This window comes from Rhodococcus opacus, assembly GCF_012396235.1.
Taxonomy (GTDB): Bacteria; Actinomycetota; Actinomycetes; order Mycobacteriales; family Mycobacteriaceae; genus Rhodococcus_F; species Rhodococcus_F opacus.
Genome location: NZ_JAAXPA010000008.1, coordinates 228,791 through 244,815, shown reverse-complemented (window position 1 = coordinate 244,815; position 16,025 = coordinate 228,791). Strand labels below are relative to the sequence as shown.

Here is a 16,025-nt window from a genome sequence, read left to right as displayed (position 1 = left end):
CAACCGTGACCTCACACTATGACGTCGTTGTCCTCGGAGCCGGTCCCGGTGGGTACGTCGCTGCTATCCGCGCGGCACAGCTGGGATTGAGCACCGCCATCATCGAGCAGAAGTACTGGGGCGGTGTGTGCCTGAACGTCGGCTGCATCCCCTCCAAGGCACTTCTCCGCAATGCCGAACTTGCGCATCTCTTCACAAAAGAGGCCAAGACGTTCGGCATCTCGGGAGAGGCGTCCTTCGATTTCGGCGCCGCCTACGACCGCAGCCGCAAGGTCGCGGACGGGCGTGTCAAGGGCGTTCACTTCTTGATGAAGAAGAACAAGATCACCGAGTACGACGGCAAGGGGTCGTTCACCGACGCCAACACCATCTCGGTCGAGCTGTCCAAGGGCGGGACGGAGACGGTGACGTTCGACAACGCCATCATCGCCACCGGTTCCACCACCAAGCTGCTGCCGGGCACCTCGCTCAGCGAGAACGTGGTCACCTACGAGGAGCAGATCCTCACCCGCGATCTCCCGGAGTCGATCCTCATCGTCGGTGCCGGCGCGATCGGCATGGAGTTCGGGTACGTCCTGAAGAACTACGGAGTGGACGTCACGATCGTCGAGTTCCTCGACCGTGCGCTGCCCAACGAGGACGCGGACGTGTCCAAGGAGATCGAGAAGCAGTACAAGAAGCTCGGCGTCACGATCAAGACCGGTGCCGCCGTCCAGAGCATCGACGACGACGGCAGCAAGGTCACCGTCTCGATCAAGAACAACAAGTCCGGCGACATCGAGACCGTCGTGGTCGACAAGGTGATGCAGTCGGTCGGATTCGCGCCCCGCGTCGAGGGCTTCGGCCTCGAGAAGACCGGCGTGCAGCTCGATCGCGGCGCGATCGGCATCACCGACACGATGCAGACGTCGGTGCCGCACATCTACGCCATCGGTGACGTGACGATGAAGCTGCAGCTGGCGCACGTCGCCGAGGCGCAGGGCGTCGTGGCCGCCGAGACGATCGCCGGCGTCGAGACGTTGCCGATCGAGGACTACCGGATGATGCCGCGGGCCACGTTCTGCCAGCCGCAGGTCGCGAGCTTCGGCCTGACCGAGCAGCAGGCCAAGGACGAGGGTTACGACGTGAAGGTCGCGACGTTCCCGTTCACCGCCAACGGCAAGGCACACGGCCTCGGTGACCCGACCGGTTTCGTCAAGCTGATCGCCGACGAGAAGTACGGCGAACTGCTCGGCGGGCACCTGATCGGCCCGGACGTCTCCGAGCTGCTGCCCGAGCTGACCCTCGCGCAGAAGTGGGACCTCACGGTCAACGAGCTGGCTCGCAACGTGCACACGCACCCGACGCTCAGCGAAGCCCTGCAGGAGGCCATCCACGGTCTCGCCGGGCACATGATCAACTTCTGACCCGAATACCGAGAGGGCCCGCACAGTCTCTGTGCGGGCCCTTCGCGTTTCTCCCCGAGTTGCTTCCGCGATCCGATGGCGAACTGCCCGCTGCGATGGCATCGTGGGGAGGATGACCATGCCGGACAGCACGCCAGAAGGATCCGAGGGCGAGTACAGCCTCGACGAAGAGGACCAGTTGCAGCCGGAGGACACGTTGGTCGACAGAGGTGTGGACGACGTTCTCGACGAGGGCTATTCGCCTCCGGAGAGGCCGCTCGGGCTCGACGCGTACGGGACGACGGCCGCCGAGCAGCGCGAGGGTGAGACCCTTGATCAGCGGCTCGCGGAGGAGGAGCCGGACCCGGCTCTGGAGGACGACAACGCGGAGATTCTCGACGACAACGAGGTCGGACGACTGCGGTCGGGCCGGCTCGTCGCAGAGGACGAGGGTGTGGGCGAGGACGAGGAGAAGGACCTCGTGGCGTCCGACATCGGCATCGACGGGGGAGCGGCGTCGGCCGAGGAGGCCGCGGTCCACATCGTCGACGAGGAAACCGACTTCGACGAACTCAGCTGACGCCGCGAGCGGCGTCGTATTTCTCCTGCGCTGCCCGGACGTCGGGTACGCGCGCTTCGACGAGCTCGATCAGGCCGATGAGGCGTGAGCCGACCTCGGCGCCGAGCGGCGTGAGGCTGTACTCGACCTTCGGCGGAATGGCTTCGAGCACTTCGCGGACCACGAGGCCGTCTCGTTCGAGGGCTTGCAATGTCTGCGACAGCATGCGCTCGCTGACGCCGTCGACGCGTCGGCGGAGCGCGCTGAACCGGTAACTGCCCTCGGTCAGCGCCGCGAGCGCGAGCACACCCCAGCGGCCGGTGACGGTCTGCAACGTTTCGCGCGACGCGCAGTCGCGTGCGAAGACGTCGGCTTCGAGGGTGCGGTCTTCACTTTCCTGTGCTGGGTGCGCGGGCTCGGACATACGTCCAGTCTACCCCACATGCAGGAAGTGCTTACGAGAACATTTGCACTTACGAAAAATTAGTGCATGATGGAAAGTGAGCTTGAATAGTCAACTCGCACCACTACGCGCTAGGAGTTCGTCATGACCATTGCCGTCACAGGAGCAACCGGACACCTCGGTCGACTCGTCGTCGAGGCACTGCTCGACAAGGGCGTACCCGCCGGCGACATCGTCGCCGTGGTCCGAACCCCCGCCAAGGCCGCGGACCTCGCCGACAAGGGCGTCGCCATCCGGCAGGCGGAATACGGCGATCGCGCCGCACTGGAGAAGGCGCTCGCCGGCGTCGACAAGCTGCTGCTCGTCTCGGGGAGCGACATCGGGCAGCGGATCGCCCAGCACACCAACGTGATCGCCGCCGCGAAGACCGCCGGCGTCGGCTTCGTCGCCTATACCAGCGTCCTCGACGCACAGAAGAGCCCGATCGGACTGGCCGTGGAACACCGCGCCACGGAGGACCGGCTGACGCAGTCCGGAATCGACTTCGCGCTGCTCCGCAACGGCTGGTACTGGGAGAACTACCTCGGCAGCATTCCCGCCGCGGCGGAGACCGGTGCGCTGTTCGGCAGTGCCGGAACGGGTGTCGTCGCCGCGGCCGCCCGCAAGGACTACGCCGAGGCCGCCGCCGCGGTCCTGCTCGCCGACGGGCAGGCAGGCAAGGTGTACGAGCTCGGTGGCGACGAGCGCCTGACGTACAGCGAATTGGCGGAGGTCATCTCGTCCGTCCTCGGAAAGCCGGTGTCGTACAAGGACCTTCCGCAGGCCGAGTACGCCGCGGTGCTCGAGGGCGCCGGACTGCCCGCACCGATCGCGAGCATGCTCGCCGACTCCGATGCGGGAGTCGCCGTCGGCGCCCTCGACACCGCGCACGGCGACCTGCAGAAGCTGATCGGCCGCAACTCGACTCGCGCCGCCACCGTCCTTGCCGTGAGTACTTATTAACCGCGGGCGGTTGACAAGTACTCACGGGTGTAGGCAACCCAACTGCCGAATTCGGTGATGTCCGTGGCCCCGTCGACCGCGTCGTGGGTGCAGCTGAAGCCGACCACGGCGCGGCCGTCGGACAATTCGACGCTCGTCAGCGCCATCGGGGCGGGCAGTGCGGCGAGGAAGGTGCCCAGCCCGGCGGGTGACACCCGGAACAGTTCCCCGATGATCGCCGCTCCCGCGCCGGGGCCGCGACGGACGAGACCGGGCTTGGGCGGCGTCGTGTCGAGTGCGGTGAGCCGGTAGGCGTCGGTGGTGGTGACGGTGTCCACGAACCGTGCGCCGATGTCCTCGAGCTGGAAATGCAGGGGCTGTCCGCGCAGGTGGGCTCCGAACACGGCCAGTTCCACACCGTCCGCGACGAGGGTGGGCGCCGGTGCACCGACGAGACGGGCCGCGAGGTCCACGGCCACCTGGTCGGCGAACGCCGGCACCACGAACATGACACCGAACGGGTCGCCGGTGGCGGTCGGGGCGCCCGGGACCGCGACGGCCGCCATGTCGAGCAGGTTGCAGAAGTTCGTGTACGTGCCCATCCGCCGGTTGATGTCGATCGGATCGGCTTGTACGGCAGCGATGGTCGGGTGTTCGGTGGTGGTGGGCAGCAGGAGGCCGTCGAAACCGGCCAGCAGTTCCCGCGTCTGCGCCTTGACGCGGGTGAGCGTGTCGAGGTCGGCGGCGAACTCGTGGCCCGCCGGCTTCCTCGCCGACTCGACGATGGCGGTGACCACCGGATCGGCGCCCGCCGGCGCGGTGTCGAGGAATTTCCCGACAGCGGTGTACCGCTCGGCGACGACGGCGCCGTCGTACAGCAGGCGGGCGGCGTCGAGGAGTGGGGAGATGTCGATCGCCTCGACGGAGAAACCTCGGTCCGCCAACGACCCCACCGTGGCAACGAATGCCGCACGGTACTCCGGTGTCAGCAGATCGAGATTCTGTTCCGCGGGAATCGCGACCCTCGGCTGCGTGGGCGCCGCCAGGCGGACGTCGGACGGCCACGCGCGGCTTCGCGGGTCCGCGCTCGCCGGGCCCGACATGATGCGGGCGGCGGTCACGGCCGTGTCGAGTTCGGTGGCGAAGACGGTGACGCAGTCGTAGTCGACGCAGGCGGGAACGACGCCGTCGGCGGGGATGACGCCGAGCGTCGCCTTGATGCCGACGAGACCGTTGAACGCGGCCGGGACCCGCCCGGAACCTGCTGTGTCGGTGCCGATTCCGATGTCGGCGATGCCGAGGGCGACGGCGACGGCGGAACCGGAGCTGGATCCGCCCGACACCCGGTCGGGGTCCCACGAGCACCGGACGGCGCCGTACGGACTGCGTGTCCCGACCAGCCCGGTCGCGAACTGGTCGAGGTTCGTCTTCCCCAGCACCACAGCGCCCTGCTCGACGAGGCGGCGCACAGCGCTCGCGGTGACGTCGGGGAGGTAGGCGAACTCGGGGCACGCTGCCGACGTCGGCAGTCCCGCGACGTCGATGTTGTCTTTGACCGCCACGACCTTCCCGGCCAGGGGGAGGTTTTCGCCGGCGTCGAGACGGGCCTGCACGGCAAGGGCATCGGCGTGCACGTCCTCGGCGGGCCGGAGGGTGATCCACACTTCCGGACGGTCCACCTCGGCGATCCGCCGGAAGGCATCCTCGACACGGGCGGTGGGGGAGAGGGTGGTCTGTCCGCGGTTCACGGCATCGACAGTCATCAGTTTTCTGCTCCAATCACGACGAGGGGGGTGCCCGGTTCGACGATCGCGCCCGGTGACACGAGGACTTCGAGGACTGTTCCGGACGTGGTGAATGCAACCGGCATCTCGAGTTTCATCGCCTCGAGTACCACGGCGTTCTGTCCCGGTTCGATGCGCTGCCCAGCTTCGACTTCGACGCGCCACACGCTGCCGACCATGGGAGCCTCGACGACGACAGCCCCGGGCGGAACGTCGACCCGTGCCGACGGCTCGGGTGCGGGCGCCTGCTCGACGCGGTCGAATTCGCCCGACGCGCGCCACGCGGACTTCTCCGCCTCGAACGCCGCGGACTGCCGGGAGTCGAACTCGGCGATGGATTCGGCGTTGTCCCGCAGGAACTTCAGGTGGTCGGCGAACGCGAACGTGCCGTCGGAGATCTCGGCGTCGAACCGCCCCGCGACGGCCTGCTCGCGGTATTCGCGCAGCTGCTCCGGGGTGACGGGTTCCCACACGATGCGGTCGAAGAACCGGAACATCCACGGTGTGCCCTCGTCGAAGGGGCGGTGCTGCCGGTAGCCGGACCAGATCGGGACGGTGCGCCCGATCAACTGGTAACCGCCTGGCGACTCCATGCCGTAGACGCACAGGTACTTGCCGCCGATCCCGACCGCGTCGGACGGCGTCCACGTGCGCGCCGGGTTGTATTTGGTGGTGACCAGGCGGTGCCGCGGGTCGAGGGGCACGGCCAGTGGTGCGCCGAGGTAGACGTCGCCGAGCCCCAGCACCAGGTACTCGGCGTCGAACACGGCGTCGCGCACGTCGTCGACGCTGTCCAAACCGTTGATGCGCCGGATGAACTCGGTGTTCGACGGCAGCCACGGCGCCTCGTCGCGGACACCGTTGCGGTACCGGTCGATGGCCTCGGCGATGGACGGGTCGTCGAACGACAGCGGCAACCGGACCGTGCGACTCGGCACCACCAGATCGTGTGTCGCGGGCAGCAGTTCCTCGATGTCCTGGAGGATGTCCAGCAACCGGCCGGCGGGAAGTTCGTCGGCATCGAAATGCAGGTGCAGGGAGCGCACACCCGGAGTGATGTCGATGATGCCCGGGACCCGACGCCGGATCAGCGCTTCCGACAGCGCGTGGACGCGCATGCGGAGTCCGAGGTCGAGTTCCCGGTCCCCGTACTCGACGAGGACGTTGTCGTCGCCGCCGCGGAGGTACGCGACCTCGGGACGGTCCAGTACGGGCGGGATGCGGCGCAGGACCCCGCCGTCGCTGTTCGCCGAGCGGGTTGCGGTGGGCGGAAGATCCAGTTTGCGAGACGAATCCGACGCCCGCAGCACGTGCGCACCGTCGTCGGAGACGGCGACGAACCGCACTTCGTCGCCGGGCCTGATCTGCCCGAGCTTCCACCGGTGCGCCTTCACCACGGTGAGGGGGCACGCGAAGCCGCCGAGGCTCGGTCCGTCGGGGCCGAGCAGGATCGGGGTGTCGCCGGATACGTTGAGCGCTCCGACGCTGTACGGGTTGTCGTGCAGGTTCGACGGGTGCAGCCCGGCGTCGCCGCCGTCGGTCCTCGACCAGACCGGCTTGGGGCCGTCGAGCCGGAGGCCGGTCCGGTTCGCGTGGGTCTGGACCTTCCAGGTCGTGTCGTAGAACTGCGCCATGTCGGAGTCGGTGAAGTAGGCGGGCGCCGGCTGCGGTCCCTCGGTGACGGCGAGATGCCACACGTGCGTGAATTCGGGACGCGAGTCCTCCGGGACGGGATGCGGTGCGCCGAGACCCGTGGTGTTCTCGAACAGCGAGTCGTCGAAGAGTCCCAGCACGTCACCGGTGGTGACGGCCTTGCCGGTGATGCCGCCGAACCCGCCGAGCGTGAACGTGGACGCGCTGCCGTGGTACAGCGGAGCGTCGATGCCGCCCCGGAACGCGACGTACGTGCGCAGGCCGGTGTCCGCCGGAGTGCCGACGTCGAGGACCGACCCGGCCGGCGCTTCCACCGGTTCCCACAAGGGGATCGGTTCGCCGTCGAGCGTGACCGGGGTGTCGGCACCGCCCACACAGATCACCGTGGCATCCGAGATCACGAGGCGCGGCCCCTGCAGGGTGCATTCGAGACCCGGCGCGCCGACCGGATTGCCGACCGCGGTGTTGACCAACTGGAACGACAGGTCGTCCATCGGTCCCGACGGCGGAATTCCGACCTCCCACAGTCCGGTTCGGCCGGGGTGATCCTGCACGGTGGTCATCGTCCCGGCGCGGAGCACGTCGACGCGTCGGCCGGTCGGCCGCAGATCGGCCAGCGACTGCGTGGTGTGCTCGCCGGCCAGCACCGTGTCGGCGACGCAGATCCGCCGCAGCTGGGGCAGGTTCGTCTGGACTCCGTAGATGTGCGTGTCGGCGAGTGCCTCCGCGAGGGCGGCGAACGCCGCCGTACGCCGGTGCCCGCGGGTGATCACCTTCGCCAGCATCGGGTCGTAATAGGCACTCACTTCGGTTCCCGTCTCGACCCACGTCTCGACCCGCGTGTGAGCCGGGAACTCGACCCCTGTGAGTCGTCCGGCGCTGGGACGGTAGTCGTGGCCGGGGTCCTCGGCGTAGATGCGGGCCTCGACGGCGGTTCCCCTGATCTCGGGTCCGGAGTCGGGCAGCCCGTCGAGCATGGAACCGTCCCCGCGGGCGAGCCTCAGCATCCACTCGACGAGGTCCACTCCGGTGACTTCCTCGGTCACCGGGTGTTCGACCTGCAGTCGCGTGTTCATCTCGAGGAACGACGCTTCACCGCGGTCCACGTCGTAGACGAACTCGACGGTTCCCGCGGACCGGTAGTTCACCGACGACGCGAGACTGCGGGACGAGCTGAGCAGTTGTTCCACCACGTCGTCGGAGAGTCCGGGTGCCGGGGCCTCCTCGACCACTTTCTGGTTGCGGCGCTGTAGTGAGCAGTCGCGGGTGCCGAGGCTCAGCGTGCGGCCGAGTCCGTCGCCGAACACCTGCACCTCGATGTGCCGGGCACGGGCGACGAAGCGCTCCAGGAACACCCCGGACGAGGAGAAGTTGGCCTGAGCGAGGCGCTGGACGCGGTCGTAGGCCTCGCGGAGTTCGGCGGCGTCGAAGCACGCCTGCATCCCGATGCCCCCGCCGCCACCGACCGCTTTGATCATCACCGGATAGCCGATGTCGGAGGCCGCGGACAGGGCGTCGTCGACGGAGTCGAGGAGCCCGCTGCCCGCGACGAGCGGGACGCCGACGGCGCGGGCGGCCTCGCGTGCCGTGTGCTTGTTCCCGAACGTGCGCAGCTGTTCGGGGGTGGGACCGACGAACGCGATCCCGGCGGATTCCGCCGCTGCGGCGAACGCGTCGTTCTCCGACAGGAAGCCGTATCCGGGATGAATCGCGCCCGCGCCCGTCGCCAGGGCGGCCTCCACGACGGCGTCGGCCCGCAGATACGACTCGTGGGCGGGAGCCGGACCCAGCCGGACGGCGACGTCGGCCATCTCGACGTGCGCGGCAGCCGAATCGGCGTCCGAGTGGACCGCAACCGTCTTCAGTCCGAGGAGGTGTGCCGATCGCATGATGCGGCAGGCGATTTCGCCCCGGTTCGCGACGAGCAGGGTGTCGAAGGAGTACTCGATCGGCGGTGTATTCATCCCTGTGGACATGGTTGTATACGCTAAGGACGGGGTGTTTCACCGAGATTGCTCGAGGTAACGCGTGGGTTAGTAAGACCTCTCACGGCCTGCGCGAATCGGGATCACGGTGAGGACGGCTGCACCGGGGGTACGAACTCGAACGTCGTTCCGAGCAGCCACACCAGGAGCAGGACCACCGGCAGGTGGAACATGAACTGCAGGAACGTGAATCCCACCAGATCGCGCGCCTTGAGCCCCAGCACTGCGAGCAAGGGCAGCATGAAGAACGGGTTGATCAGGTTCGGCAGGGCCTCGGCGACGTTGTACACCTGGACCGTCCAGCCCAGGTTCATCCCGACATCGGTGGCCGACTGCATGACGTAAGGCGCCTCGACGAGCCATTTTCCGCCTCCGGACGGCACGAAGAGGCCCAGCACGACCGTGTAGAGGGCGATGACGACGGTGAAGCCGCCGCCGCTGCCGATGTTCGTGAAGAACTCGGCCAGGTGCTCCGAGATGGTGAGGCCGTTTCTGCCCTCGGCCTTCGTGAGGATTGCGGCCATCGCGGCATACAGCGGGAACTGGACCAGGATGCCGGCCGTCGCCGGGACGGCCAGCGCGACGGCTTGCAGGAACTTGCGCGGCGTCCCGTGCAGCACCAGCCCCAGCATGAGGAAGACCAGCAGATAGGCGTTCAGGCTACTGACGACGGTGAGCACGGGTTTGGTCACCAGCTGGGAGATCAGCCACCCCAGCGTCATCAGACCGGCCAGCGCCGGCAGGATCCGGCTGTATTCGAGCCACTCTCCCGGTCGCGTTCGGGGCGCCACCTCCTTCGGCCGGTCGTCGAGGTCGACGTCCAGATCCTGGGCGGTGGTGACGGCCGCGCCCCTCGGCGCGGAGAAGTGGGCGATCACCACGGTCAGGGCGATGATGATCACGCACATCAGCAGCGACTGCCAGGTGAAGATCGTGGTCCCGAAGTCGAGGACGCCGGTGATCTCCAGCAGCGCCGGCGGTAGGGATGCGGCGGTGGCCTGCAGTTGCGCGGCGGACGAGGACATGCCGAGCGCCCACACGGCGCCCAGACCCATGAAGGCCGCAGCGCCGAGCGCACGGTAATCCACTCGCAGGTCGGATCGGCGGGCGATCGCCCGGGCGAGCAGCCCTCCGAACACCAGACTGAGCCCCCAGTTCAGGAAGGAGACCGACATGGACAGGAATGCGACGAAACTGACTGCGGTGCGCGCCGACTGAGGCACCAGGGCCAGGCGATCGATCAGCCGGGCGACCGGCGGGGACGTGGCGACGACGTATCCGGTCAGCACCACCATGGCCATCTGCAGGGTGAACGCCGTCAGATCCCAGAAACCGTCACCGAACGCGTCCACGACCGTCTGCGGAGACGAACCGTTGGCCAGTGCGGCCACCGAGACGACGAAGACGCCGACGAGCGCGAAGACGTAGGCGTCCGGAAACCATTTCTCCGTCCAGCCGGCCAGCGACTGCGCGACCCGCGCCAGTCCCTTCTCGGAGCGGACCTCGTCGGTAGCGGATGTCATGCGGCCGTTCCTCTTCTCTACGCGATGCGGAACCTACGAATAGTCGCGTTCGATCCTCAGAGTCCCGATGGTGGTGGCCAGGGCGTCGTACTGGGTCACCAGAAAGCAGAATTCGATCATCCGGCGGTCGTCGAAGTGGGTGCTCAGCGCCGACCACGTGGCATCGTCCAGGTTGTCGGTGGCGACGAGTTGGTCGACGGCAGTGAGGATGGCGCGGCGGCGCGCGTCCCAGCCCTCCGCGGCGGGACCTTCCAGCACCTGGTCGAGGAGCGCCGGGGTGACGCCCGCCCGGCGTCCGAGGCGCACGTGGTGGTCCATCTCGTAGCTGCACTTCCGCAGGTGTGCCACCCGAAGGATGATCAGTTCGGTCTCGTACCGGGAGATCTGCCCGCCCGGCATCAGCTTGCCGGAGTACTGCAGCCACGCACGGAAGAGCCCCCTCGTGCGGCCCACCGTGCTGAACAGATGTGCGTCCGGCACACCGGCGACACGGGAGATGATTCGCCACAGCACCCAGTTGACGGGGCCGAGTTCCTTCAGACGTCCGGGTGGAATGCGTGCGGTCACGCCGCCCCCTCTCCTTCTACTCGTCCCCTCGCGGGAACGGCTGCGTGCGCGCGTAGTTCGATCGAACGGGTCATCTCCGTGGCCCGAAGTGCGAGCATACGCACAGAATCCGACCCGGGTACCCGGGACGGCGCGTATATCCGATTCTTCCGCCCCGCGATTCCCCGTTCGAGTGCATCGACCGCCACCGTGATCGAGGAGGTCCGGGTCAGTGCACTGCCGCGGGGTGGGGGAACCGCGAGGCCGTCGAAGTCGATCAGGGTCCGGTCCGTGTCGATCTCGCCGAGCCGGGCGATACCGACCCGGGTCCCCAGCGGTTTCATCTCTTCCCGCAGGGCCCCGCCGAGCTCCTCGGCACCGCCTCTCGTGGCGCCGTGCACGCCGCGCAGGGGGCTGAACGTCGTCGACGACGCCACGACGAGTGCGTACCCGTTGCGGTGGCCGATGTACGGTCCCGCGGCGCGCAGCGTGTGATACGTCCCCATCACGTTCACCTCGATGGCATACCGCATCACCTCCGGATCGCCCTCGACGATGTGCGCCGGGGGCGTCACGCCCGCGTTGGCGACGACGACGTCGAGGCCGCCGAGCCGGTCGGCGAGGTAGTCGAACGAGTCCTCGACGGCTCGCCGGTCGCGGATGTCGCATCGACGCCACGGCGCCCGGCCGCACGTGGTGGCTGTCTGTTCGAGGAGTTCGGGTTCGAGGCCGAGCAGCCCGACACGGGCGCCCCGCTCGTGAAGTCGTCTGGCGAGTCCGGCGCCGATACCCCGGGCTGCCCCGGTGATCAGGACGCGGCGTCCGACCAGATTCTCTTCGAGAGTGCGTGACATGAAGCGAGTTCCCAACCTGTGTTACCGAGCGGTAGCAAGACGCTAGCACCCGCTCGGTTCGTTGGTGGGAAAAATGTCCAACCGAATTGGACAACTGTCTCAATCCCGGATCGCCCAGGCCATCCGTGCGAGGGAAAGTGCCTGTTCAGCACGCTCGATGACCACTTCACGCGACTCGCTGATATGCGCAAGCAGCGTGTCGTACGCCGTATCCAGCTTGCCGTCGAGAGCGAACTCGGCCACCGAGATGTGCTCGTCGATGGTCGCGCTCATGCGGTCGGGGGTGAGGTAGTCGAACATCCGGACCGGCCGCACCTTCGCATTCACGCTGACGAGCGCATCGGACAGCGCCCGGTTGCCGGCCGACCGCAGCAGAACGGTGTGGAACTGCTCGTCGAGCGCCACGAACCCGGCGTCCGGCTCGGGGTTCTCCTTCCGCAACGCGTACCACCGGTCGAGCTCGGGTCCCAGAACGTCCGGGTCGTGCGACAGCGACTCGTCGGCGCGGACCCGGGCGATTCCCTGGAGTTCGAGCGTGATGCGCAGTTCGTACAGGCCGGCGAGCTCGTCGATGCGGGGGCGGTACGGAAACAACCCGCCCACGTCGCGCTGGACGAGTCCGTCGGCGAGAAGCCGGGCCAGGGCCTCCCGCACCGGCGTCCGGGACACCCCGTAGGTGTCGGCGAGACGCTCCTCGCCGAGACGCTGTCCCGGTGGGATCCGGCCGCTCATCAGGTCGGTGCGCAGCGACAGATACACGTGATCGCTGAGGGAGCCGGCCGGTTCTCGGCGCGCCATCAGATGGCCATCGCCGCGCGGACGTCGGAGACCGCGGTACGGACGTCGGTATCGGGTGCGGCGCCACCCGCGCCGGAGGACGTGACCCGCCCCGACTCGAGGACGTAGTAGCTCTCGGCGGATTCGAGCGCGAACCCGATGTGCTGTTCCACCAACAGGACTCCGAGCCCGCCGCGGCGGGTGAGTTCCACGATGGTGCGCTCGATCTCGGCCACGACGGACGGCTGAATGCCCTCCGTCGGTTCGTCGAGGATCAGCATCTTCGGTTCCGTGATCAGGGCCCGCGCGATGGCGAGTTGCTGACGCTGCCCGCCGGAGAGGAGACCGGCACGCCGGTCGAGCAGGCCGCGCAAAGCCGGGAACAGATCCAGCACCTCGCCGACGAGTTCCCTTCCGCGCTTGCGGCCGTCGGCCACCACCTGCAGATTCTCCGCGGTGGTCAGCTGACCGAACGACTGCTGGCCCTGCGGCACGTAGGCGAGGCCGCGCGCCACGCGGGCGCTCGGCCGCAGCGCCGTGACATCCTCGCCGTCGAACAACACCCGCCCGGTGTCGACCTTGATCAGTCCGACCGCGGCCCGGAGAAGCGTGGTCTTGCCCGCGCCGTTGTGTCCCATCACCGCGGCCACACCGTCCGACGGGACCGTCAGCGCGACTCCGTGGATCACTTCGGTTCGGCCGTACCCGGCCCGGATGTCGTCAAGCTCGAGCATCGCTGTCCTCCTTAGAAACCTCGGGCTGCAACTCGGGGGCGGCGCCGGCCGCGGCGGTCCCGAGGTACACCTCCTGCACACGCGGGTCGGCCTGCACCTGCTCCACGGTTCCCTCGCTCAGCACCTTCCCGGCGTGCAGCACGGTCACCGACGTCGCGAACGCGCGCATGAAGTCCATGTCGTGCTCGACCACCACGACGGTCCGCTCACCGCCGATGCGGCGCAGCAGGTTTCCCGTCTCGTCGCGTTCCTCGTGGCTCATGCCGGCCACCGGCTCGTCGAGGAGCAGGACGGAGCAGTTCTGCACCAGCAGCATCCCGATCTCGAGCCACTGCTTCTGCCCGTGCGCGAGGATTCCCGCCGGGGTGTCGCGGAGCTTGCCGAGACCCGTGACGTCGAGCGCCTCCTCGATGGCGGGGAGCACCGTCTTGCGTCGGCGCAACAGTGTGAGTGCCGAACGGCCGGCGCCCGCCGCGATGTCGAGGTTCTGGAGAACCGTCAACTCCTCGAACACGCTGGCGGTCTGGAACGTGCGGCCCACGCCGAGCCGGGCGATGCGGTGCACCTTCTTGCCGATCAACTCGACACCGGATTTCGTGACCGATCCCGTCGCGGGGACGAGCCCGGTGATGGCGTCGACGAGAGTGGTCTTGCCGGCGCCGTTGGGGCCGATGAGGAACCGCAGGTCGCCCTGCATGAGGGTGAGGTCGACGCCGTCGACCGCCTTGAAGCCGTCGAAGCTGACCCGAAGGTCCCGGACCTCGAGGTACTCGCTGGACATTCCGGCGTTGCCGCCGAGCACGGGTTCCTTGGCCGTGGCAGGAATCGTCATCGCGCCATCTCCATTCGTTCCGTCGGCTCGGTCTCGTCTTCCGGTCCGGGCGGGGCAGGTTCGTCGGAGGATGCCTTCTTCTTCCGCTTCAGCAGCGCGAACAGTCCCGCGACGCCAGCCGGGAAGAAGCCGACGACCACGATGAACAGCAGGCCCTGCGCGTACGTCCAGCCGGAGGGGAACGACTCCGAGAACGCGCTCTGCGCCCACGCCACCCCGATGGCGCCGAGGACCGGGCCGAGGAGTGTGGAACGTCCGCCGATGGCCACCCCGATCAGGAACGCGATCGACGGGACGATCCCGACGTCGGCGGGGGAGATGATGCCGACGATCGGCACGAACAGCGCGCCGGCGAGGCCCGCGAAGAACGCGGCCGTCACGTAGGCGACGAGTTTGATGTTCGCCGGGTCGTACCCGAGGAAGCGGACGCGCTCCTCCTGATCCCGGACGGCGACGAGCAGTTCGCCGTAACGGCTGTTCATCAGCTGCCGGGTGATCGCGACCACGGCCAGCAGCACACCTGCGGCGATGAAGAACAGCATCTGCTTGTTGGCCGGATCGTTCAGGTTGAAACCGAAGAACGTGCGGAACCGGTTGAGGCCGTTGCTTCCTCCGGTGCTCTGCTGGCCCACCAGCAGGATGGCGAACGCGGCGGCGAGCGCCTGGCTGAGGATCGCGAAATAGGCGCCCTTGACGCGGCGCTTGAACACGCCGAGCCCGAGGACGAACGCCACCAGCGCCGGGATCAGCAGGATTCCCAGGATCGTCACGATCGGCGACGTGAACGGCACCCAGTAGCCCGGCAGTTCGCGGATGCCCGCGATCTGCATGAAGTCGGGCACGGTGTCGCCGCGGAGTTCTGCGTCGGCGATCTTCAGGTGCATCGCCATCATGTAGGCGCCCAATCCGAAGAACACACCCTGGCCGAGGGTGAGCATGCCGCCGCGGCCCCACGCCAGGCCGATACCGACCGCGACGATCGCGAAGCACAGGAACTTGCCGAGCAGGCTCAGCCGGAAGTCGCTGAGAACCGCGGGGGCGACGACGTACAGAAGCACTGCGGCCAGCGCGAATCCCGCCCACGCGCGGTAGCGGCCACTCGTCAGGATGCTCATACGAGACTCCTCGTCTTGACGGCGAACAGGCCCTGCGGCCGAACCTGGAGGAACACCACGATGACCACGAACACGATGACCTTGGCGATCGACGCCGTGGTCGAGTACTCGACGAACGAATTGAGGATGCCGAGCGCGAACGCGGCGATCACCGCTCCCTTCATCTGGCCAAGGCCGCCGACCACGACCACCAGGAAGGCGTCGATGAGGTAGCTCTGCCCGATGGTCGGGCTCGTCGAGCCGATCAGGGTGAGCGCCACACCCGCGACACCCGCCAGACCGGAACCGATGAAGAACGTCGTCACATCGGTTCGGCGACTGGAGATCCCGCTCGTCTCCGCGAGGTCGCGGTTTTGCACCACGGCGCGGATGCGGCGTCCCATCGGGGACTTCTGCATCGCCAGCGACAGCGCGACCACTGCCACGACCGCCAGCACCAGGATGAACAGGCGCGTCTTCGGCACCACCGCGCCGAGGATCTCCACACCGCCGGAGAGCCACTCCGGTGCGGCGACGTTGACGGCGGGTGCACCGAAGACGTCCCGCGCCAGCTGCTGCAGGATCAGTCCCACCCCGAACGTCACCAGCAGCGTGTCCAGCGGCCGGTGGTACATCCGCTTGACGAGGGTGACCTCGAGGAGGACGCCCATCGCGCCACCGACCACGAAGCCGACGAGCAGAGAGATGAACAGAGAACCGGTGGCGCTCGACACCACCTGCTGCACCACGTAAGCCGTGTACGAGCCGGCCATGATGAATTCGCCGTGGGCCATGTTGATGACGCCCATCTGGCCGAACGTCAACGACAGCCCCAACGCCGCCAGCAACAGGATCGATCCGATACTCAACCCGGTGAACAGCTGTCCGATCACTACATCCATCGATGTGTGTCCT

General features: G+C 67.9%; 14 protein-coding genes. 3 read left to right on the top strand and 11 right to left on the bottom strand.

What is annotated here, in order from left to right:
- Positions 1–5: 5 nt before the first annotated feature.
- A complete protein-coding gene (gene lpdA, locus HGB39_RS13640) occupies positions 6–1,406 on the top strand; it encodes a dihydrolipoyl dehydrogenase (RefSeq protein ID WP_054245711.1) in 1,401 nt (466 codons plus the stop codon).
- Positions 1,407–1,518: 112 nt separating this feature from the next.
- On the top strand, positions 1,519–1,965 hold the full coding sequence (locus tag HGB39_RS13635; protein WP_005563352.1) for a DUF5709 domain-containing protein: 447 nt from the start codon (positions 1,519–1,521) through the stop codon (positions 1,963–1,965).
- Here the strand turns inward: HGB39_RS13635 and HGB39_RS13630 are convergent.
- Positions 1,958–2,368 carry a winged helix-turn-helix transcriptional regulator gene (locus HGB39_RS13630; protein ID WP_005563350.1) on the bottom strand — a complete coding sequence of 137 codons (411 nt, stop codon included), beginning with the start codon at positions 2,366–2,368 and terminating at the stop codon, positions 1,958–1,960. The genes HGB39_RS13635 and HGB39_RS13630 overlap by 8 nt on opposite strands.
- Positions 2,369–2,491: 123 nt before the next feature.
- Here HGB39_RS13630 and HGB39_RS13625 point away from each other — a divergent pair, with 123 nt between their 5' ends.
- The gene (locus HGB39_RS13625) at positions 2,492–3,349 is read left to right on the top strand and encodes an SDR family oxidoreductase (RefSeq protein ID WP_005563347.1); all 858 of its coding nucleotides are present in this window, start codon (positions 2,492–2,494) and stop codon (positions 3,347–3,349) included.
- Here HGB39_RS13625 and atzF read toward each other — a convergent pair.
- The 10 genes from atzF to urtB form a co-directional block, all read right to left on the bottom strand.
- Entirely contained in the window at positions 3,346–5,091 is a 1,746-nt protein-coding gene (gene atzF, locus HGB39_RS13620; protein WP_005563345.1) for an allophanate hydrolase, read from the bottom strand. The genes HGB39_RS13625 and atzF overlap by 4 nt on opposite strands.
- Positions 5,091–8,741, bottom strand: coding sequence for an urea carboxylase (gene uca, locus HGB39_RS13615; RefSeq protein WP_052023927.1), 3,651 nt, complete (start codon positions 8,739–8,741; stop codon positions 5,091–5,093). Before uca ends, atzF begins: the two co-directional genes overlap by 1 nt.
- 92 nt (positions 8,742–8,833) lie before the next feature.
- Positions 8,834–10,273: a short-chain fatty acid transporter gene (locus HGB39_RS13610; RefSeq protein WP_005251827.1), complete on the bottom strand. Its 1,440-nt coding sequence runs from the start codon at positions 10,271–10,273 to the stop codon at positions 8,834–8,836.
- A gap of 33 nt (positions 10,274–10,306) precedes the next feature.
- The gene (locus tag HGB39_RS13605; RefSeq protein ID WP_005563343.1) at positions 10,307–10,840 is read right to left on the bottom strand and encodes a carboxymuconolactone decarboxylase family protein; all 534 of its coding nucleotides are present in this window, start codon (positions 10,838–10,840) and stop codon (positions 10,307–10,309) included.
- Positions 10,837–11,673: an SDR family NAD(P)-dependent oxidoreductase gene (locus tag HGB39_RS13600; RefSeq protein ID WP_005563342.1), complete on the bottom strand. Its 837-nt coding sequence runs from the start codon at positions 11,671–11,673 to the stop codon at positions 10,837–10,839. Before HGB39_RS13600 ends, HGB39_RS13605 begins: the two co-directional genes overlap by 4 nt.
- 99 nt (positions 11,674–11,772) lie before the next feature.
- Entirely contained in the window at positions 11,773–12,471 is a 699-nt protein-coding gene (locus HGB39_RS13595; protein WP_005261085.1) for a GntR family transcriptional regulator, read from the bottom strand.
- Complete coding sequence (gene urtE / locus HGB39_RS13590) at positions 12,471–13,184, bottom strand: urea ABC transporter ATP-binding subunit UrtE (protein ID WP_005563341.1); 714 nt, start codon at positions 13,182–13,184, stop codon at positions 12,471–12,473. Before urtE ends, HGB39_RS13595 begins: the two co-directional genes overlap by 1 nt.
- Positions 13,171–14,016, bottom strand: coding sequence for an urea ABC transporter ATP-binding protein UrtD (urtD, locus tag HGB39_RS13585; protein WP_005261083.1), 846 nt, complete (start codon positions 14,014–14,016; stop codon positions 13,171–13,173). Before urtD ends, urtE begins: the two co-directional genes overlap by 14 nt.
- Entirely contained in the window at positions 14,013–15,131 is a 1,119-nt protein-coding gene (urtC, locus tag HGB39_RS13580) for an urea ABC transporter permease subunit UrtC (RefSeq protein WP_005563340.1), read from the bottom strand. The genes urtD and urtC overlap by 4 nt, the downstream gene beginning before the upstream one ends.
- Positions 15,128–16,012: an urea ABC transporter permease subunit UrtB gene (gene urtB / locus HGB39_RS13575; protein WP_005251836.1), complete on the bottom strand. Its 885-nt coding sequence runs from the start codon at positions 16,010–16,012 to the stop codon at positions 15,128–15,130. The genes urtC and urtB overlap by 4 nt, the downstream gene beginning before the upstream one ends.
- Between the last annotated feature and the right edge of the window lie 13 nt (positions 16,013–16,025).

What these genes read in the sequence shown, in the direction of transcription:
- HGB39_RS13635 (WP_005563352.1), top strand. Translation starts at nt 1,519, where the DNA reads ATGACCATGCCGGACAGCACGCCAGAAGGATCCGAGGGCGAGTACAGC.
- HGB39_RS13630 (WP_005563350.1), bottom strand. Translation starts at nt 2,368, where the DNA reads ATGTCCGAGCCCGCGCACCCAGCACAGGAAAGTGAAGACCGCACCCTC.
- HGB39_RS13625 (WP_005563347.1), top strand. Translation starts at nt 2,492, where the DNA reads ATGACCATTGCCGTCACAGGAGCAACCGGACACCTCGGTCGACTCGTC.
- atzF (WP_005563345.1), bottom strand. Translation starts at nt 5,091, where the DNA reads ATGACTGTCGATGCCGTGAACCGCGGACAGACCACCCTCTCCCCCACC.
- uca (WP_052023927.1), bottom strand. Translation starts at nt 8,741, where the DNA reads ATGTCCACAGGGATGAATACACCGCCGATCGAGTACTCCTTCGACACC.
- HGB39_RS13610 (WP_005251827.1), bottom strand. Translation starts at nt 10,273, where the DNA reads ATGACATCCGCTACCGACGAGGTCCGCTCCGAGAAGGGACTGGCGCGG.
- HGB39_RS13600 (WP_005563342.1), bottom strand. Translation starts at nt 11,673, where the DNA reads ATGTCACGCACTCTCGAAGAGAATCTGGTCGGACGCCGCGTCCTGATC.
- HGB39_RS13595 (WP_005261085.1), bottom strand. Translation starts at nt 12,471, where the DNA reads ATGGCGCGCCGAGAACCGGCCGGCTCCCTCAGCGATCACGTGTATCTG.
- urtE (WP_005563341.1), bottom strand. Translation starts at nt 13,184, where the DNA reads ATGCTCGAGCTTGACGACATCCGGGCCGGGTACGGCCGAACCGAAGTG.
- urtD (WP_005261083.1), bottom strand. Translation starts at nt 14,016, where the DNA reads ATGACGATTCCTGCCACGGCCAAGGAACCCGTGCTCGGCGGCAACGCC.
- urtC (WP_005563340.1), bottom strand. Translation starts at nt 15,131, where the DNA reads ATGAGCATCCTGACGAGTGGCCGCTACCGCGCGTGGGCGGGATTCGCG.
- urtB (WP_005251836.1), bottom strand. Translation starts at nt 16,012, where the DNA reads ATGGATGTAGTGATCGGACAGCTGTTCACCGGGTTGAGTATCGGATCG.